Source organism: Kineococcus sp. NBC_00420, assembly GCF_036021035.1.
GTDB lineage: Bacteria > Actinomycetota > Actinomycetes > Actinomycetales > Kineococcaceae > Kineococcus.
In genome coordinates this window covers 4,737,550-4,756,178 of the sequence record NZ_CP107930.1, presented here as the reverse complement: position 1 = coordinate 4,756,178, position 18,629 = coordinate 4,737,550, and the positions used below count along the sequence as shown (strand labels likewise).

At 71.9% G+C, this 18,629-nt stretch carries 15 protein-coding genes; 8 read left to right on the top strand and 7 right to left on the bottom strand.

The annotated features are described in order from the left end of the window. Nucleotides 1-37 precede the first annotated feature (37 nt). Nucleotides 38-769 (top strand): DUF4191 domain-containing protein, encoded by a 732-nt coding sequence (locus OG218_RS23280; RefSeq protein ID WP_328295596.1) that lies wholly within the window; start codon nt 38-40, stop codon nt 767-769. Between the two features lie 90 nt (nt 770-859). Here OG218_RS23280 and OG218_RS23275 read toward each other — a convergent pair whose 3' ends face one another. After that, complete coding sequence (locus tag OG218_RS23275; RefSeq protein WP_328295595.1) at nt 860-1,276, bottom strand: RDD family protein; 417 nt, start codon at nt 1,274-1,276, stop codon at nt 860-862. A 162-nt stretch (nt 1,277-1,438) separates the two neighbouring features. Here OG218_RS23275 and glnA point away from each other — a divergent pair, with 162 nt between their 5' ends. The 4 genes from glnA (at nt 1,439) to OG218_RS23255 (ending at nt 5,758) form a co-directional block, all read left to right on the top strand. Further along, complete coding sequence (gene glnA / locus OG218_RS23270) at nt 1,439-2,863, top strand: type I glutamate--ammonia ligase (protein ID WP_328295594.1); 1,425 nt, start codon at nt 1,439-1,441, stop codon at nt 2,861-2,863. Nucleotides 2,864-3,023: 160 nt separating this feature from the next. Continuing rightward, nucleotides 3,024-3,959, top strand: coding sequence for a discoidin domain-containing protein (locus tag OG218_RS23265; RefSeq protein ID WP_328295593.1), 936 nt, complete (start codon nt 3,024-3,026; stop codon nt 3,957-3,959). A gap of 78 nt (nt 3,960-4,037) precedes the next feature. After that, nucleotides 4,038-4,844, top strand: coding sequence for a right-handed parallel beta-helix repeat-containing protein (locus OG218_RS23260; RefSeq protein WP_328295592.1), 807 nt, complete (start codon nt 4,038-4,040; stop codon nt 4,842-4,844). A 59-nt stretch (nt 4,845-4,903) separates the two neighbouring features. Then, a complete protein-coding gene (locus OG218_RS23255; protein WP_328295591.1) occupies nt 4,904-5,758 on the top strand; it encodes a hypothetical protein in 855 nt (284 codons plus the stop codon). 3 nt (nt 5,759-5,761) lie between these two features. On the opposite strand, the gene OG218_RS23250 is transcribed toward OG218_RS23255, so the two are convergent. Both OG218_RS23250 and OG218_RS23245 read right to left on the bottom strand, forming a co-directional pair. Next, nucleotides 5,762-6,520, bottom strand: coding sequence for an SDR family NAD(P)-dependent oxidoreductase (locus OG218_RS23250; RefSeq protein WP_328295590.1), 759 nt, complete (start codon nt 6,518-6,520; stop codon nt 5,762-5,764). A gap of 11 nt (nt 6,521-6,531) precedes the next feature. After that, nucleotides 6,532-7,554 carry an acetamidase/formamidase family protein gene (locus tag OG218_RS23245; protein WP_328295589.1) on the bottom strand — a complete coding sequence of 341 codons (1,023 nt, stop codon included), beginning with the start codon at nt 7,552-7,554 and terminating at the stop codon, nt 6,532-6,534. Between the two features lie 478 nt (nt 7,555-8,032). Here OG218_RS23245 and fgd point away from each other — a divergent pair, with 478 nt between their 5' ends. After that, nucleotides 8,033-9,055 carry a glucose-6-phosphate dehydrogenase (coenzyme-F420) gene (gene fgd, locus OG218_RS23240; RefSeq protein ID WP_328295588.1) on the top strand — a complete coding sequence of 341 codons (1,023 nt, stop codon included), beginning with the start codon at nt 8,033-8,035 and terminating at the stop codon, nt 9,053-9,055. Nucleotide 9,056: 1 nt separating this feature from the next. Here fgd and OG218_RS23235 read toward each other — a convergent pair whose 3' ends face one another. From OG218_RS23235 to OG218_RS23225, 3 genes are all read right to left on the bottom strand, one after another. Continuing rightward, nucleotides 9,057-12,221: a bifunctional [glutamine synthetase] adenylyltransferase/[glutamine synthetase]-adenylyl-L-tyrosine phosphorylase gene (locus tag OG218_RS23235; protein WP_328295587.1), complete on the bottom strand. Its 3,165-nt coding sequence runs from the start codon at nt 12,219-12,221 to the stop codon at nt 9,057-9,059. After that, the gene (locus OG218_RS23230) at nt 12,218-13,561 is read right to left on the bottom strand and encodes a glutamine synthetase family protein (RefSeq protein WP_328295586.1); all 1,344 of its coding nucleotides are present in this window, start codon (nt 13,559-13,561) and stop codon (nt 12,218-12,220) included. Before OG218_RS23230 ends, OG218_RS23235 begins: the two co-directional genes overlap by 4 nt. A 254-nt stretch (nt 13,562-13,815) precedes the next feature. Then, a complete protein-coding gene (locus OG218_RS23225; RefSeq protein ID WP_328295585.1) occupies nt 13,816-14,769 on the bottom strand; it encodes a hypothetical protein in 954 nt (317 codons plus the stop codon). A gap of 285 nt (nt 14,770-15,054) precedes the next feature. Between OG218_RS23225 and OG218_RS23220 the strand changes: the two genes are divergently transcribed. Both OG218_RS23220 and panB read left to right on the top strand, forming a co-directional pair. Beyond that, nucleotides 15,055-16,857 carry an NAD+ synthase gene (locus tag OG218_RS23220; RefSeq protein WP_328295584.1) on the top strand — a complete coding sequence of 601 codons (1,803 nt, stop codon included), beginning with the start codon at nt 15,055-15,057 and terminating at the stop codon, nt 16,855-16,857. A 1-nt stretch (nt 16,858) separates the two neighbouring features. Further along, on the top strand, nt 16,859-17,698 hold the full coding sequence (gene panB / locus OG218_RS23215; RefSeq protein ID WP_328295583.1) for a 3-methyl-2-oxobutanoate hydroxymethyltransferase: 840 nt from the start codon (nt 16,859-16,861) through the stop codon (nt 17,696-17,698). 102 nt (nt 17,699-17,800) lie between these two features. Here panB and OG218_RS23210 read toward each other — a convergent pair whose 3' ends face one another. Continuing rightward, entirely contained in the window at nt 17,801-18,397 is a 597-nt protein-coding gene (locus OG218_RS23210; protein WP_328295582.1) for a DoxX family protein, read from the bottom strand. Nucleotides 18,398-18,629 lie beyond the last annotated feature (232 nt).

Here is an 18,629-nt window from a genome sequence, read left to right as displayed (position 1 = left end):
TCCAGGGCTCCCCGGCCGGGGCCGTATCCTTGCCCGCATGGCACGACGTGAGAAGCCTGCGGGCGCGACCCCGGCAGAGAAGCCGAAGAAGCAGCGGTTCGCCCGGACCCGCCAGCTGAAGCAGGTCTACGACATGACCGTCCGGGTCGACCCGGGCGCGAAGTGGGTGCTGCTGGCGGCCCTGCTGGGGCCGATCGTGGTGGGCCTCGTCCTGGGCCTGCTCGTGGACCACCCGATCTACTTCACGATCCTCGGCGTCATGGTCGGCGTCCTGCTCGCGATGTTCCTGCTCGGCCGGCGCGCCGAGCGCGCCGCCTACATGAACCTCGACGGGCAGAAGGGTGCCGCCGGCGCGGCCCTGAGCTCCATCCGCCGCGGCTGGACGATCGAGCAGGAACCCGTCGCCGCCGAGGCCCGCAGCCAGGACATGGTCTTCCGCGCGACCGGTCGCGCCGGGATCGTCCTCGTCGGGGACGGTCCGCCGACCCGGGTCAAGAAGCTGCTCGAGGCCGAACGCCGCAAGGTCAACCGGATCGCGCCCAACGTCCCGGTGCACCTGTTCACCGTCGGCGACGGTGGCGGCGAGAACGAGGTGCCGCTGCGCAAGCTGGCGTCGCGCGTCCAGCGCCTCAAGCCGCAGCTGACCAAGGACGAGGTGGCCACCGTGCAGAAGCGCCTCAAGGCCCTCGGCGGCATCCGTCCCCCGGTGCCCAAGGGCATCGACCCGATGCGCGCCCGCCCGGACCGTCGGGCCATGCGCGGTCGCTGACCGCCCGCTCGCACCGCAACGGGGAAGCCCGCCGTTCGCACGACCGTCGAGGTCGCGCAGAGCGGCGGGCTTCGTCGTGCGCGGGGGCGGTCAGCGCCGCACGACGACCACCTGGGCGGCCTTGTCGTGCAGCCCGCGGCGGTCGGGGTCGGTGATGACCGCGGGGATGACGATGCTCAGCAGCAGCGCGCGGGCGAAGCCGGCGACGAAGCCGACGGGACGCCCGTCCAGGCGCCGCACCGCGATCCCGACGACGGCGTGGCCGATGGTCATCCCGATCGTGGACACCAGCAGCAGGTGCATGACGAAGAAGACCAGCAGCGGACCGAACTGGGCCCCCAGGGACGTGAGGAAGGCGCGGGCGATGAGGCTCGCGATCACCCAGTCGACGAGCACCCCGAGGAAGCGACGCCCCCAGCCGGCCACGGAGCCGCGGCCCTCGACGGGCAGTCCGAGCCGGACCCCGGCGGGTTGCGGGGGCGTGTTCTCGATCGATCGCTCGGCCACCCGGTCAGCGTACGTGGGCTCGGCGGGTCTCCCTGTCCCCACCTCCACGATCTCGGTAAGCTGCCGGAAACGCGGTCGTAACGAGCACGAAACATCGTGCCCCTACGGTCAGCGCGTCCGCGGCGGCTCGACATCCGGGCCGGATCCGTTTCTGGAGGTTGGATGTTCAGCAACGCCCAAGAGGTCCTCGACTACATCGCGAGTGAGGACGTGAAGTTCGTCGACATCCGGTTCTGCGACCTGCCGGGCGTGATGCAGCACTTCACCATCCCCGCGAAGACGCTCGACCTCGACGCGCTCTCCGAGGGCCAGATGTTCGACGGATCCTCGATCCGCGGCTTCCAGGCCATCCACGAGTCGGACATGAAGCTCATCGCGGACCCGACGTCGGCCTTCCTGGACCCGTTCCGCAAGGAGAAGACCCTCGTCATCAACCACTCGATCGTGGACCCGTTCACGAACGAGGCGTACAGCCGGGACCCGCGCAACATCGCGGCCAAGGCCGAGGCGTACCTGAAGACGACCGGCATCGCCGACACCGTCTTCTTCGGCCCCGAGGCCGAGTTCTACATCTTCGACGACGTGCGCTTCGAGACGAACCAGCGCGAGTCGTACTACCACATCGACTCCATCGAGGCCGCGTGGAACACCGGTCGCAAGGAGGAGGGTGGCAACCTCGGGTACAAGACCCGGTACAAGGGTGGCTACTTCCCCGTCGCGCCGATCGACCACTTCTCGGACCTGCGTGACGAGATGGTCGTGGAGCTGGAGAAGGCCGGTCTCAGCGTCGAGCGCGCGCACCACGAGGTGGGCACCGCCGGTCAGGCCGAGATCAACTACCGGTTCGACACCCTGAAGAACGCCGGCGACCAGCTGCTGCTCTTCAAGTACATCATCAAGAACGTGGCGCTGCGCAACGGTCACACCGTGACCTTCATGCCCAAGCCGCTGTTCGGTGACAACGGTTCCGGCATGCACTGCCACCAGTCGCTCTGGAAGGACGGCGAGCCCCTCTTCTACGACGAGAAGGGCTACGGCGGTCTCTCCGACCTCGCGCGCTGGTACATCGGCGGTCTGCTGCACCACGCACCGTCGCTGCTGGCCTTCACGAACCCGACGGTGAACTCCTACCACCGTCTGGTCCCGGGCTACGAGGCACCGGTGAACCTGGTCTACTCGGCCCGCAACCGCTCGGCCTGCATCCGCATCCCGATCACGGGCAACTCACCCAAGGCCAAGCGCATCGAGTTCCGCGTGCCGGACCCGTCGGCGAACCCGTACCTCGCGTTCGCGGCGCAGCTGATGGCCGGCCTCGACGGCATCAAGAACCGCATCGAACCGGCCGACCCGGTCGACAAGGACCTCTACGAGCTCCCGCCCGAGGAGCACGCGAACATCAAGACGGTCCCCTACGACCTGGGGTCCGTGCTCGACGCGCTCGAAGCCGACCACGAGTACCTCCTCGAGGGCGGCGTGTTCACGCCCGACCTCATCGAGACGTGGATCGACTACAAGCGCACCAACGAGATCGACCCGATCCGGTTGCGTCCGCACCCGCACGAGTTCGAGCTCTACTACGACATCTGATCCTCGGACCACGATCTCGCAGTGAGTTCCCGGAGCCCCCGTCCCGACGCCGACCGCGTCGGGACGGGGGCTCCGTCCGTTCCGCTCCACCCCGGCCGGGGGGCTGACCCTGGACCCCGGCCGGGGGTACCTTGTGATCTCCCGGGGACAGGACGTCGCCGTGGCAGTTGCCCAGAACACCCAAGGACGGGGATCCTCCGACGTGCCGACGACGACGATCTGCCCGGCCTGCCGCGCAGGCATGCGTGAGGCCGACACCTTCTGCTGGACGTGCGGATCCCCGCGCGACGGGGCCGTCGGGGTGGTCGCGCCGGACCGGCTCGAGGTCGTCCACCGACCGGACCCGACGCGCCGGGCGGCCCGGTCCCACGGTCGGGGTCCTTCCCGACGCCAGTCCCGGCAGATCATCGCGGTGTTCTCCGTCGCCCTCGTCGCGGCCGTGGGGATCGCCGCGTGGTGGCTGCTGAAACCCGACGAGGACACCACGAGGACGGTGCAGGCGGCTACGACGCGTTCCGCGGCCCCCTCCACCCCCGCGGCCACCCCCTCCGCCGACCCGGTGCCGGTGAGCGCTCCCCCCGCGACGGCCGAGGCCACCCCCACCGTCCAGTACCCCACCGGGGTGCTCGCGCCGTCGAAGGTCACCGCGCCCAGCACGTCACCGGACTCCGCGGACTCCGCCGGACGCACGACCACCTACCGGGCCGCGAACGTCCTGGACGGCGACCCGAGCACGGCGTGGCGCACCGAGGGCAACGCCTCGGGTTCGACGCTGCAGTTCGCCTTCGACTCCCCCGTGCGCATCACCGAGGTCGGGCTGGTGAACGGCTTCGCGAAGGTCGACCCCCACGACGGTACCGACCGCTACACGCAGGGTCGGCGCATCCTCGCGGTGACCTGGACGTTCACCACCCCGACCGGACCCGTGACGGTGCAGCAACAGTTGCGCGACGGCGACCGTGCCCTGCAACGCGTGCCCGTCCCCGCGGTGGAGGCGAGTTCCGTGGCCCTCACCGTCGACTCCGTGACCCGACCGGGCGCGGGTGGGCGCTTCGACCGCACGGCCATCAGCGACGTGCAGTTCGTCAACGCCTGATCGCGGAGAAACTCCACGACGTGTGGTGTTGTGGGTACTGTCAGTACTCACAACGCTGCGACGTGGAGGTGGGACACCGTGCGACGAAGCACCGGCCAAGGTTCTCGGACCCGGAGCCTGCGGACCGCGGGTTTCGTCCTCGCCCTCGGGGCGCTGTCCCTCTCGGCGGCTCCGGCCCACGCAGCCGCTCGCCTGCCCTGCGGTGCCGGACTCACCGTCGACACGACGCTGACCGAGGACCTGGTCTGTCCCGACGCAGGGAACGGACTCGTCGTCAGGGGGGACGGCGTCGTCCTCGACCTGGCGGGGCACCGCATCGTCGGCGGCGGCTCGTCCGGGGTGCTCGTCCAGGGACGTGACGTCGTCGTGCGGGGCGGGACCGTCACCGCCTTCGGCGAGGGGATCTCCGTCTGGGGCGGCGCCTCGGCGACCGTCGAGCGGGTCACGTTGCTGCGCAACATCACCGGGATCGACAGCGACGGCGAGGCGGTGCTGCGCGATTCGGAGGTGCGCGCCAACTCCCGGGGCGTCCTCGCCGAAGGTGACGGCGTCGTCTCGGTCGAGGGGTCCGACCTGGCCCGCAACCCGACCGCGGTCTCCGCCTACGACGGTGGCGACGTGCGCATCACGGACTCCACGGTCCGCAGCAACCAGCGGGCGCTGGACTGCGACGCCGGGACGCTCCACGTACGACGCTCGGTCGTCCTCGACAGCGGGACCGCGGTGCGCGTGAACGGGTGCGCCGGCTCGTCGGTCGCAGGCAGCCTCTTCGTCCACAACGACGTGCAGGTCGTGGATCCCGCTCTGGCGACCCGCCAGATCGCCTTCTCCTGCACGCGCTTCCTCGACGGGCGCTCGGCTCCCGCCGCCGTGCCCTGCCCCTGAGTTCGCGATCTCTTCCCACCACTGTGACCACTCGTGAGGATCCGAGAGAGGACCACCCCGTGCGATTGCTCGCCACCACCCTGCTCGTCCCCGCCATGCTGTTCGCCGGAGCCGGAACCGCCGCCGCGGCGAACGACCCGGTGGCCTGCGGGGACGCCCTCACCGCGAACACCCGGCTCACCGAGTCCCTGTACTGCGAGGACGGCCCGGGACTGCGCATCGACACCCCGGGAGTCACCCTCGACCTCGGTGGGCACTCCATCGTCGGCAGCGCCGGGATCGGCGTCTCCGTGACCGCCGACGGGGTCACCGTCTCCGACGGCGAGGTCGTCGGGTTCCCGGTCGGCGTCTACACCGGCACGCCGGAGAACGAGTACGAGTACGCCGGCGGTTTCGACCTGCCGGACCTGCCCCCCACCGACGACCAGGGTCCCCCGGCGACGGTGGTGCTGGACCGCCTGCAGATCAACCGGAACGGCGACCTCGGTCTCGAGGTCGCCGGTGCCGCCACGACGCTGACCGGTTCCGCGCTCGTGGGCAACGACACCGGCGCCCGGGCCGAGTACGGCGGAGAACTCCGGGTGGCCGCCAGCGAGGTCACCGGCAACGGCCTCGGCCTGCAGGCCCTCGAAGGTGGCCCCGTCCGGGTGGAGAAGTCGTTGTTGCGCCTCAACGGCACCGCGGCGGGTTGCTCGGAGAGCGCGGTCTTCGTCGCCGACTCCGTGGTCGCCGACAACGGCACCGGGGTCGACTACTTCGTCTGCGGTGGTTCCTCGGTCGTCCGGTCGTTCTTCAGCCACAACGACCAGCACATCGCCAGTGAGGGGTTCCCCGACCAGCTCCCCACCGTCGGCTGCACGGTGTTCGTGCTGGGTGGCCCCGCCCCGGACTTCCCGAAGGCCCCTTGCTTCTGAGCGCTACAACTGCACGCCGCGGGTGAGGGCACCGTCCACCACGAGGTTGGTCCCGGTGACGAAGCTGGCCGCGGGGCTGGACAGGAACACCACCGGCCGGGCGATCTCCTCGGGGGTCGCCATCCGGCCGGTGGGGTTCAGGGCCAGGGCCTCGGCGAAGAACTGCGGGTCGTTGCGTTCGGTCAGCTGCCACACCCCACCCTCGAAGTAGGTGTTGCCCGGTGAGACGGTGTTCGCCCGCACCCCCTCCGCGGCGAACTGGTGGGCGAGACCCTGGGTGTAGGCGACGAGGGCGGCCTTGACCGTCCCGTAGGGGCCGGCGAAGGCGTCGACCTCGCGGCCGGAGACGCTGCCGATCGTCACGATGGACCCTCCGCCCCCGCGGCGCAGGTGCGGCAGGGAGGCGTCCACCAGGGCGACGGTGCCCATGAGGTCGACGTCGAGCGACAACCGCCAGGACTCCTGGTCGTTGGCCGCGGCGATGGCGCTGACGTTCGCGACGACGGCGTCGATCCCGCCGAGTTCGGCGACGACGTCGTCCACCCAGGCGAACACCTCGTCCCGGTGGGCGACGTCCACGACGGCACCGCGCAGGGTCCCCGGTCCGCCCGCGGCCGCGACGGCCGCCTCGACGTCGTCGGCCGTCCGCGCGCACATCGCGACGTCGGCCCCCTCGGCCAGGAACTCCGCGACGATGGCCGCGCCGATCCCCTTCGTCCCGCCGGTCACCAGGACGCGGGCACCGTCCAGCTGCAGGTCCACCAGTTCTCCTCTCAGCCGCGCGCGAGGGCGCGCAACCGGTCGTGGGCGCCGTCGTAGGCGGGCTTCGGCGTGGGCAGCAGGCGTTTCGGGAGCTTCGTCGGCACGCTGTAGTTCACGTCGACGGCGTTGGCCAGCGGGACCTCGCTGATCTGGGAGAGCAACTGGTAGGCGTCGAGGGTCTCCAGTCCGTAGAGCTCCTCGAGCCAGCCGACCGCCTCGACCTGGCCGATGCGCCAGGCGTCCTCGAGCGGGCGGGAGGAACCCACGACCGTCCAGTGGGTGTCGGACTCCATCCGCGGCCAGGCCGGGGCGGGAAAACCGGCGGAACCCTTGACGAGGTCGACCAGGACGAGCGAGTTCATCGCGCCCTCCACGGCCGTTCCGCAGGACTCGCCCTCGCCCTGGCGGTAGTGCCCGTCGCCCAGGGAGAACAGCGCCCCGGGGACGTTGACCCGCAGGTAGACCGTCGTGCCGGCCTTGGCCTCGGGGGTGTCCATGTTGCCGCCGAAGGAGTCCGGGACCAGCGACGAACGGACCTCCCCGGCCGCCGGGGCCACCCCGATGGTGCCGAGCATGGGTTCGAGCGGCAGCGCGACGCGGAAGTCCCCCGCGGAGGCCTCGAACGCGACGGTGCCGGCCGCGGAGTCGAGCTGGTAGATCCAGGTCCGCTCGGGCAGCGCGGGCTGCAGGGTGGCCGTGCGGTCGGTGCCGGTGAGACCCCCGAAGAACGGGATGAGCGCCGAGGCGCCCCAGGTCCGGGCCGGCGTCAGTTCGGCCAGGTGCAGGACCAGGGTGTCTCCCGGTTCGGCGCCCTCGACGAAGAACGGCCCGGTCTGCGGGTTGACGAACGGCATCTGCAGCGAGGCGCCGGGCAGGTCCGCGACGGAACGCAGCCTCCCGCAGAAGGCGTCGTCGCTCCACAACCGCAGGGCCGTCCCGGGACGCACGGTCATCACCGGCGCGACCCCGCCGAACGTCCAGGCGTACTGCTCGGGGGTCGGGGTGAACTCCACGATCTCGACGTCGGGGTGCACGGTCCTCCACTCGGAAACGGTTGCGCTCGATGATCTTCTACCGCACTTGCCGTCGCGACGGAAGACCTGGGCCCCGTCCCCGCTCACTGCGCGGGGGGCGGTGTGCCCTCCGACCGTGCCGTGGAGCTGCGCACGGCCTCGACGAACTCGGCGTCGACCCGGGCGAGTTCCCCGGCGAGTTCCGAGGCGAGGCTCGCGTCGTGGTCGGCGGTGGAGGCCCGTCGGGGGCGTTCGTCCTCAGGGAAACCGGTCGGGTGGGAGGACCGGGATCACAGGGCTCGGTACGGATCACGGAACGTCCCGGGGTGTCGGCTGCGGGGGCCCGGAGACGGGCGGTGGGACCTGTCGCCGCCGGAGCGCCCGCGGCGGGCGTTCACGCGGATCACCACCCGGACGGGCGTCGCCCCGGGGGCGGATTAGGTTGGGTCCGCACGGACGCGCGGAGGTGTCGTCCGGGACGACGAGAGGTGGGAACACGGTGAGCCAGACGGTGGACACGCACGGTCAACCCTTGAAGCTGGGGTACAAGGCGTCCGCGGAGCAGTTCGCGCCCGGCGAGCTCGCCGACTTCGCCGTCCAGGCCGAGGAGCAGGGGCTGGACTCGGTGTGGATCTCCGACCACTTCCAGCCGTGGCGCCACGTCGACGGCCACGCCCCCGCCGCCCTCGTCTGGCTGCCGTGGGTCGCGGCGAAGACGTCGCGCGTCCAGCTCGGCACCAGCGTCCTGACCCCGACGCTGCGCTACAACCCGGCCGTCATCGCCCAGGCCTTCGCGACGCTGGGCTGCCTCGCCCCGGGCCGCGCGATCCTCGGCATCGGCACGGGTGAGGCCCTCAACGAGACCGCCGTGGGCGCGGACTTCCCCGAGATCAAGGAACGCTTCGCCCGGATGCGCGAGGCCGTCCGTCTCATCAAGAAGCTCTGGAGCGAGGAACGCGTCACCTTCGAGGGCGACTACTACACCTTGCGCGACGCGACGGTCTACGACCGTCCCGAGCAGCCCGTCCCGATCTACATCGCCGGCGGCGGCCCCGGCGTCACGAAGTACGCCGGCCGCGCGGGTGACGGCTACATCTGCACCTCCGGCAAGGGCATGGACCTCTACTCCGAGACCCTCCTGCCCGCGCTGAAGGAGGGTCTGGAGGCCTCGGGTCGCACCGAGGAGCAGATCGACCGGACCATCGAGATCAAGCTGTCCTTCGACGAGGACCCCGCCCGGGCGCTGGAGAACACCCGGTTCTGGGCTCCGTTGTCCTTGACGCAGGAGCAGAAGGCCTCCGTCCACGACCCGATCGAGATGGCCCGCCTCGCCGACGAACTGCCCATCGAGCAGGTCGCCAAGCGCTGGATCGTCTCCTCCGATCCCGCCGAGGTCGCCGCCGCCGTGCAGGGCTACGTCGACGCCGGGTTCACCCACCTCGTCTTCCACGCCCCCGGCCAGGACCAGTCGCGGTTCCTGACCCAGTTCAGTGCCGACGTCGTGCCCCTCCTGCGTCCCTGAGTCAGGACTCCTCGCGGCCGTAGAAGACGCGTTCGACGACGGCGCGGCAGCGACGGGTCGTCCGCAGGTACAGCTCTTCGAACTCCCGTGAACTGCCGGGCTCGAACCCGAACATGCGGGCGACGCCGTCGAGGTCGCGGGCCTGGGTGGGCAGGGAGTCCCCGGACTTCCCCCGCCACAGGGCGACGGCGTTGCGCGCGCGGGACGCGAGGTCCCAGGCGGTGAGCAGCACGTCGGCGTCCCCGGCGGCGAGGAGACCGGCCTGGACGGCGGCCCGCAACGCCCGGGGCGTCGACGTCGTCCGCAGCCCCTCGTGCTCCCCGGCGTGCTGCAGCTGCAGCAGTTGCGCGGTCCACTCGACGTCGGAGATCCCCCCGCGGCCCAGTTTCAGGTGCCGCGACGGGTCCGCCCCGCGGGGCAGGCGTTCCGCCTCGACGCGGGCCTTGATCCGCCGGACCTCACGCACGTCGGCCTCGGCCAGACCCCCTGCGGGCCAGCGCAGCGGGTCGATGAGCTCGAGGAACGCCTCGCCGAGGTCGGCGTCGCCGGCGACGGGACGCGCACGCAGCAACGCTTGCGCCTCCCAGGACAGGGACCAGCGTTCGTAGTAGGCGCGGTAGCTCGACAACGACCGCACGAGGGGGCCGTTGCGGCCTTCCGGGCGCAGGTCGGCGTCGACCTCGAGGGCGGGTTCCGGGCCAGGCGCCCCGAGCGCCCGGCGCAGTTCCCCCACGACCTCGGTGGCGGCCTGCTGGGCCTTCGTCTCGTCCGCACCGGGCAGGGGGTCGTGCACGAACAGCACGTCCGCGTCGCTGCCGTAGCCGGTCTCCCCCGCGCCGAGACGGCCCATCCCGACGACGACGACCTTCGTCGGCAGCGGCTCACCGCGCCGGCGTTCCACCGCCCGCACGCTCAACCCGAGCGCCACCTCGAGGACGGCCTGGTCGGCGTCGCTCAGCGCCTGCCCGACGCCCGCGAGGTCGCGGACCCCGACGAGGTCGGCCACGACGGTGCGGAACTGCTCCCGGCGGCGGACCCCGCGGGCGGCGAGGACGGCGGCGCCGACGTCCTCGCGGCGACGGGCGGCGGCCTCCGCGTCGGCGATGACCTCGGAGACGTCCTCGGCCGCGAGCCGGTCCTCCCCCGCGAACACCGCGACCGCCTCCGGGGAACGCAGCAGCAGTTCCACCGGCAAGCGGGCCGCGGAGAGCACGTACGCCAGACGTTCCGCGGCGGCGCCCGCGTCGCGCAGCATGGTCAGGTACCACTGGGTCCCGGCGAGCGCCTCGGACACCTGCCGGAAGGCGAGCAACCCGGCGTCGGGGTCCGCGCCGTCGGCGAACCAGCCGAGCATGACGGGCAGCAGGGTGCGCTGGATGCTCGCGCGCCGGCTCACCCCGGAGGTCAGCGCCTCGAGGTGGCGCAGCGCCACGGCCGGGTCGCGGTAGCCGAGGGCGGCGAGGCGTTCGCGGGCGGCCTGCGGGCTGAGCTGCGCGTCGATGCGGGCGTCGGCGGCGGGCAGTTTCGCGACGGCCGTCAGCAACGGCCGGTAGAACAGCTTCTCGTGCAGGCGGCGGACGTCGCGCCGGGTTCCGCGCCACACCTCGTCGAGCGCCTTCACCGGGTCGGGGCGCAGGCCCAGGGAGCGTCCCAGCCGTCGGAGGTCCGCCTCCCCCGTGGGCATGACGTGGGTGCGCCGCAACCGGTGCACCTGGATGCGGTGCTCCAGCGACCGCAGCAGCCGGTAGTCGCGGTCGAGCTCACCGGCGTCGTGGCGTCCGACGTAGCCGTAGGCGGCGAGGGAGTCGAGGGCCTCGAGGGTGTTCGCGCTGCGGCGCAGGCGTTCGTCGCTGCGACCGTGGACCATCTGCAGCAGCTGGATGCTGAACTCGACGTCGCGCAGACCACCGGCACCGAGCTTCAGCTGCCGGTCGGCCTCCTTGGAGGGGATGAGCGCCTCGACGCGGCGCCGCATCGACTGCACGTCGGCGACGAAACCCTCGCGTTCGCTGGCGCTCCAGACCATCGGCGCGATCGCGGAGATGTAGGCCCAGCCCAGGTCGAGGTCCCCGGCGACGGGCCGGGCCTTGAGCAGGGCCTGGAACTCCCACGTCTTGGCCCACCGGCGGTAGTACTCGACGTGGCTGTCCAGGGTGCGGACCAGCGACCCGGACTTCCCCTCCGGGCGCAACGCCGCGTCGACCTCCCACAGCGATCCCTCGCCGGTGGGTTCGGAGCAGATGCGTTGCAGCGCGACGGCGAGTTTCGCGCCGACGGCGAGCGCGTCGTCCTCGGCGGCCCCCGGAGCGGGCTCGGCCACGTAGACGACGTCGACGTCGGAGAGGTAGTTCAGTTCCCGCCCGCCGGTCTTGCCCATCCCCAGGACGGCCAGGCGGCAGGCGCGCCAGGACCCGGGTTCCTCGCCCGGGTCGTGGTCGGGCAGTTCCGCACGGGCGATCGCGAGCGCCGCCTCGAGGGCCGCCGCCGCGAGGTCGGCGAGTTCGGCGGAGGTGACGGGCAGGACGGTGAGCGGGTCGGCGGAGGCGAGGTCGCGTCCGGCGAGGCCGAGGAGACGGCGGCGGTAGGCGACCCGCAGCGCGTCCGTGGGGGTCCGTCCGGAACGGCCCGCCGTGGCGACCGGGTCCGGGTCGTCGGCGTTCGCACCGACGGCGGCGAGCAGTTCGGCGCGCAGTTCCCCGGCGTCGGGCGGGGTCGCGGCGGCGAGGACCGTCCAGTGCCGGGGGTGGCGCACCAGGTGGTCGCCCAGCGCCATCGAGCCGCCGAGGACGGCGAGGAGGCGGGCGCGGGTCCCGACGACCTCGGGCACGTGGTCGCCCCGCAGGAGGTTCAGCGCGGCGGCGATCCCCTCGACCTCGTGGGAGGCGGAGCTGCGGTCGAACCCGGCGGTGAGGGACTCGGCCCACCGGACCAGGCCGAGCAGGGCCTGGTCCGGGTCGGCCGTGCGGGCCAGCGAACGGACGAGCTCGCCGGTGGAGTCGGTGAACTCGCCGTCGGCGGCCACGTCGTCCACGTCGCGGACGACGCCCCGCAGCGCCGGGTCGCGCAGCAGCCGTGCGGCCCGGTCCGGGTCGGCGAACCCGGCCCGGACCAGTTGCGCGGTGGCGGAGGAGCGGCGTCCGCGCGTGCCGCCCGGTGTGGTGCTCACAGCAGGGGCAGGTACCGCTTGAGCTCGAAGGGGGTCACCTGCGAGCGGTAGTCGGCCCACTCCTGGCGCTTGTTGCGCAGGAAGTAGTCGAACACCCCTTCACCGAGGGCCTCGGCGACGAGTTCGGACTTCTCCATGACGGCGATGGCGTGCTCGAGGCTCTGCGGGAGCGGTTCGATGCCCATCGAGCGGCGTTCGGCGTCGGTGAGGGACCAGACGTCGTCCTCGGCGCCGTCGGGCAGGTCGTAGCCCTCCTCGATGCCCTTGAGCCCGGCGGTGAGCAGCAGCGCGAAGGCGAGGTAGGGGTTGGCCGCGGAGTCCAGCGCGCGGTACTCGATGCGCACCGACTGGCCCTTGGAGGGTTTGTACATCGGTACCCGGACGAGCGCGGAGCGGTTGTTGTGGCCCCAGCAGACGTAGCTGGGGGCCTCACCCCCGGACCAGAGCCGCTTGTAGGAGTTGACGAACTGGTTCGTCACGGCGGTGATCTCGGCCGCGTGGCGGAGGATGCCGGCGATGAACTGCCGTCCGGTGCGGGAGAGCTGGTACTCCGCACCGGCCTCGTAGAAGGCGTTGGCGTCGCCGTCGAAGAGGGACAGGTGGGTGTGCATGCCCGAACCCGGTTCCCCGGCGAGGGGTTTGGGCATGAAGCTGGCGTACACGCCCTGGTCTCCCGCGACCTCCTTGAGGACGGTGCGGAAGGTCATGATGTTGTCGGCCGTGGTGAGGGCGTCGGCGTAGCGCAGGTCGATCTCGTTCTGCCCCGGGCCGCCCTCGTGGTGGCTGAACTCGACGGAGATGCCCATGCTCTCCAACGTCGAGATCGCCGTGCGGCGGAAGTCGGTGGTGGTGCTGCCCGGGTGGTTGTCGAAGTAGCCGACGTAGTCGACGGGTTCGGGCACCGCCCCGCGTTCCAGGGGGGTCTTGAAGAGGTAGAACTCGATCTCGGGGTGGGTGTAGAAGGTGTAGCCCTGCTGCGCCGCGCGGTCGAGGGCGCGCTTGAGCACGAACCGCGGGTCCGAGCGCGCCGGCTGCCCGTCCGGGGTGAGGATGTCGCAGAAGATGCGGGCCGTGCCCTGGTGCTCGTCGCTGGCGCGCCAGGGCAGCACCTGGAACGTCGACGGCTCGGGCTTGAGCAGCATGTCGGACTCCGACACCCGCGAGAGTCCCTCGATCGCGGAACCGTCGAACCCGATCCCCTCGCCGAAGGCTCCTTCGAGCTCGGCGGGTGCGATCGCCACCGACTTCAACGTCCCGATGACGTCGGTGAACCAGAGCCGGACGAAGCGGATGTCCCGCTCCTCCAGCGTCCGCAGCACGAACTCCTGCTGGCGGTCCATGGCACCCTTTCCGTCGCTTCCCTCGCCGGGCCGTCGGCGGTCGTCGCCGGCCCCGGCCTCATCATCGCGCACCCCCGCCCCCGGGGGGACGCACACCCCGCCGCGCCCGCCTGTCGCACCCACGAGGGTCACCACGGGCCGCACCCACCGGTGTCACCACGCGCGGACGCGTGGAGTGAGGTGTGGGTGTGCCGAAGTGGTCGCCAGAAGGCCTGGTTCGGGACACCCACGCCTCACTCCACGACCCGGCCTCCTCAGACGGCCAGCCGCGGACGCGCCACCACGGCGGGGCGCGTCGCCCGGCGCAGGGCGAGGTAGGCGCGCTCGACCGCCCGCAGCACCCGGCGGCCGTCGCTCCGCAGGGTGCGCGGCGAGAACGCCATCACCGGCACGCCCGCCGTCCCGAGGGCGGTGTCGCTGCGCAGCGTCCACTCCCAGTCCTCCTCGGCGAAGTGGTGGCTGCGGGAGTGCACCTGCAGCGCCAGGCCCACCTCGTCCACGAACCCGTCCGGGCTAGGGAGCGTCTCCCCCGTCACCGTGGTGAGGACCGGGTTGAGCAGGACCGTGGGGAGGACCGAGCTCGAGGCGAGCAGGTCCGCGAGTTCGCTCTCGGGGATGGACCAGGCGCCGCCGGAGACCTCCTGGACGGCGGCCCGGACGGCGGCGCTCCCCCGGACGGCCCCCGCCTCCACCTCCGACGCGAGGTGGTCCACCGTCACGAACCGCCGCTGCACCGCCTCGAACACCACGGCCCGGACGGCGTCACCGCGCAGCTGACGGGCCGCGTCGACGACGGTGCGCGGTGGTGAGGTGAAGGCCAGCGGGCCCCTGGACCACTCGTGGGGATCGGGTCGTCGCGTCCGACGGACCGACACCCCGGGACGTTCGCGACTCTTCGCCCCCCAGGGCACGAACAGGCGTCGCACCCCGTCCTCCGGCACCGAGGTGAGTCCGAAGTAGCGGGCCGCGGTGGTGGAGCCGATCTGCGCGCCCGGTCCGGCGAAGAGCTGCGCCGCGACGAGCCGCTGCGCCGGATCGAGCCGGCCCGTGGTCGTCGCGACGACGCTGCCGTGCACGAGCCGCCACTCACGTCCGAGGGCCCAGCGGATCTGGTGCGTGCTCACCCCCGCGTCGTAGAGCTGTCGTCGGGTGAGCAGGCCGTGCTGCTCGTGCAGGACGGGGCGCAGGGAGTCGGGGATCCAGGACACGTGCGGAGGGTGCACGTGGTTGCGCCCGTCGTCCCGCCGCTGCGGCGCACGCTGTGGACGACTCGGCGGCGGGGCGCCCTGTGGACACCGTGGTGACGCCCGGGCCGACCTCGTGGAGTGAGGTGTCGGTGCGACGAAGTGGGCGCCAGGGCAGCCGATCCGTCGCACCGACACCTCACTCCACGCCTCACGAGGGTGGTGACACCGATGGGTGCGACGGGGCGGGTGGTGAGCCACCCGTGCACCTGGGCAACCGCCCCTCGCCACGCTCACTACGCTGACCCCATGCCTCAGCTGCGGGTGGCCATGGCCCAGATCGACACGACGGTCGGTGACCTCGACGGCAACGTCGCGGCCATCCGCGCGTGGACGCGGCGGGCGGCGCAGGAAGGGGCGCACCTGGTGCTGTTCCCCGAGACCGCCGTCACGGGGTACCCGGTGGAGGACCTCGCGCTGCGCACGTCCTTCGTGGACGCCTCGAAGCAGGCCGTGAAGCGGTTGGCGCGCGAGCTCGCCGACGACGGTCACGGCGACGTGACGGTCGTGGTCGGCTACGTCGACCGGGCCGGGGAGGACACCCGGCCGGCGACGGCGGGACGGCCGAAGGGGCTGCCGCAGAACTGCGCGGCCGTGCTGCACGGCGGGCGCGTCGTGGCGCGCTACGCGAAGCACCACCTGCCCAACTACGGCGTCTTCGACGAGTACCGCATCTTCGTCCCGGGTGACGACCTCCTCGTGGTCCGGGTCAAGGGCGTCGACGTGGCCATCGCGATCTGCGAGGACCTCTGGCAGGACGGCGGACCGGTGCAGATGGCCGGTGACGCCGGGGCGGGGCTGCTCGCGGTCATCAACGCCTCGCCCTACGAACGCAACAAGGACGACGTCCGCCTGGAACTCGTCGCGCGGCGCGCGGCCGAGGCCGGCTGCCCCATCGCCTACGTCAACGCCGTCGGCGGTCAGGACGAACTCGTCTTCGACGGCGACTCCCTCGTCGTGGCGCCCGAGGGCACCGTCCTGGCCCGCGGCCCGCAGTTCCGCGAGGAACTCGTCGTCGTGGACCTCGAGGTCCCCGAGGGGGTGAAGACGCCGGGCTGGGAGGAGAACATCCAGCGCGCGACGATCAGCGCGGACCTCGTCCCGGCCTACCAGCCCACCGTCTCCCCGGTCCTGGAGCCACTGCCCGACGTGGCCGACGTGCACGCGGCGCTGGTGCTGGGTCTGCGCGACTACGTGCGCAAGAACGGTTTCCGTTCCGTCGTGATCGCGGTCTCCGGGGGCATCGACTCCGCGCTCGTCGCCAGCCTGGCCTGCGACGCGATCGGTCCGGAGAACGTCGTCGGGATCTCGTTGCCGTCGGGGTACTCCAGCCAGCACTCCAAGGACGACGCCGAGGACCTCGCGAACCGCTGCGGCTTCGAGTACCGGCAGTACCCGATCGCCCCGATGGTCGACGCCTTCCTCCAAACCGTTCCGCTGCAGGGGGTCGCGGAGGAGAACCTGCAGGCCCGGGTGCGCGGGACGACGATCATGGGACTCGCGAACCAGGAGGGTCACCTGACCCTGGCGACGAGCAACAAGAGCGAGCTCGCCGTGGGGTACTCGACGCTGTACGGCGACTCCGTGGGTGGCTACGCGCCGTTGAAGGACGTCCCCAAGACGCTGGTGTGGGACCTGTCGAACTGGCGCAACGCCGACGCGGCCTCGCGGGGCGAGCAGCCGCCGATCCCCGAGAACACCATCACCAAACCCCCGTCGGCGGAATTGCGCCCGGACCAGACCGACCAGGACTCGTTGCCGCCCTACGAGGTCCTCGACGCGATCCTCGAGGACTACGTCGAGGGTGACATGGGCCGCGCGGACATGCTCGAGGCGGGTTTCGACCCCACGGTCGTGGACTCCGTCGTCACCCTCGTCGACCGCGCGGAGTGGAAGCGGCGCCAGTTCGCGCCCGGACCGAAGATCTCCTACAAGGCGTTCGGGCGTGACCGGCGCCTGCCCATCACCAACCGCTGGCGCGAACCGGCGGCGTCGGCGACGCTGACGCCGCCGGTCGAGGTCAAGACGGACTCGCCGTTGGGACGGAACTGACATGGCCTACGCCACCGAGGCGCCCGCGAAAAGGCGCCGGACCCGCATCCACCACTTCCAGCAGTGGAAGGACGCGGGCGAGAAGTGGTCGATGCTGACCAGCTACGACGCGATGACCGCCGCGGTCTTCGACGAGGCGGGGATCCCGGCGCTGCTCGTGGGCGACTCCGCTGCCAACACCGTGTACGGGATGGCGACGACGATCCCGGTGACCATCGAGCAGTTGCTGCCGCTGGTGCGGGCCGTCGTCGCGGGCGCCCCGCACGCCTTCGTCGTGGCCGATCTCCCGTTCGGCTCCTACGAGGCCTCGGACGAGCTCGCGGTGACCTCCGCGGTGCGGATGATGAAGGAGGGCGGCGCGCACGCGGTGAAGTTCGAGGGCGGCGCGCAGCGCGCCGGCCGCGTCCGGGCCGTCGTCGACGCCGGCATCCCGGTGATGGCGCACATCGGGTTCACCCCCCAGTCCGAGCACGCCCTCGGCGGGTACCGGGTCCAGGGTCGCGGCGAGGCGGGCGACCGGGTCCTCACCGACGCCCGCGCGCTGGCCGAGGCGGGCGCCTTCGCGGTGCTCATGGAGATGGTCCCGGCCGACGTCGCGGAGCAGGTCACGAAGACCCTGGCCGTCCCGACGGTGGGCATCGGGGCCGGCAGCGGCACCGACGGTCAGGTCCTGGTCTGGCAGGACTTCGCGGGCCTGACGGAGCGCACCGCGTCGTTCGTGAAGAAGTTCGCCGACGTCCGCACCGCGCTGCTCGACGGGGCACGCGCCTACGCCGCCGAGGTCCGGGGCGGTTCGTTCCCCGGCCCCGAGCACTCCTTCCAGCAGGACCGCAGCCGGTGACGCCCGGCAGGTGCTCGCCACCGGCTGCTGCGGTGGTGAGCCTCGTCCGTGACGGCTCACGCGACCGACCGTGCGTGCGCCGCGTTCCCCGCTGAAACGCCGTCAGCCGCGCAGGGCCACCGCTTGGGCGGAACGGATGGCGTCGGCTGCGGTGAGGACCTCGTCCTTCCAGGAGCGGTAGTCGCTCTCACTGATCCCGTGCTCCGCGCACAGCTCCTCCAGCGGGCACTCCTCACGGATCCCGGCCAGGACGATGGCCAGTTTCTCGCGGGCAGGCAGCGGCCGGCTCGTCCGCCTCTGACCGAGGAAGGCTGCGGCGATGACCAGGGCAGCGCCGAGGAGGATGACGTCCTTGAGGACGTACTGCCCCTCCAACGTCGGGGCGTGGTGGGGACCGGCGAAGAGGCGGTGCGGCAGCAGGACGATCGGGGAGAGGATCCCCGCCAGCTGGGGAACCAGGAGGAGGAGGGCCGCGGGCAGGAACCTCCCGCCGAGCAGCAGGCACGCACCGATGACCGTCTCCAGCGAGGCGACGCCGATCAGTGCGAGGTGGTCGGGGACCAGTCCGAAGGTCAGCATGCGGGTGGTCGTCACCGCGAGGTCTTGCGCCGGGCTGGTTCCGGGAAAGAACTTCAGGACGCCGAAACCGAGGAACACGACTCCCATGCTCAGCCGCAGCACCAGGAGACTGTGAGCCATCAACACCCTGGACGCCGTGGCACTCGCTCGGTCCAGGTGTCCTCGGGGTGTCATCACGGTGGTTCTTCGGAGCGGACACCCCGTGCGATGGGTCCAGACCACCCCGGCCCGGACTGGACCGGAGTTCTCACCCGGTCGATCCGACGGCGCAGGCCCTGGTGACGATCCTGCCGATGCGGTGGGGCGGCAGGTCCGGAGCACGAGCGACTCGCCGCCAGCCCCCGCGGAGGGG

Bases quoted from the DNA above. Each gene is read 5' to 3' on its own strand.
- OG218_RS23280 (WP_328295596.1), top strand. From the start codon at position 38: ATGGCACGACGTGAGAAGCCTGCGGGCGCGACCCCGGCAGAGAAGCCG.
- glnA (WP_328295594.1), top strand. From the start codon at position 1,439: ATGTTCAGCAACGCCCAAGAGGTCCTCGACTACATCGCGAGTGAGGAC.
- OG218_RS23230 (WP_328295586.1), bottom strand. From the start codon at position 13,561: ATGGACCGCCAGCAGGAGTTCGTGCTGCGGACGCTGGAGGAGCGGGAC.
- OG218_RS23220 (WP_328295584.1), top strand. From the start codon at position 15,055: ATGCCTCAGCTGCGGGTGGCCATGGCCCAGATCGACACGACGGTCGGT.
- panB (WP_328295583.1), top strand. From the start codon at position 16,859: ATGGCCTACGCCACCGAGGCGCCCGCGAAAAGGCGCCGGACCCGCATC.
- OG218_RS23210 (WP_328295582.1), bottom strand. From the start codon at position 18,397: ATGGCTCACAGTCTCCTGGTGCTGCGGCTGAGCATGGGAGTCGTGTTC.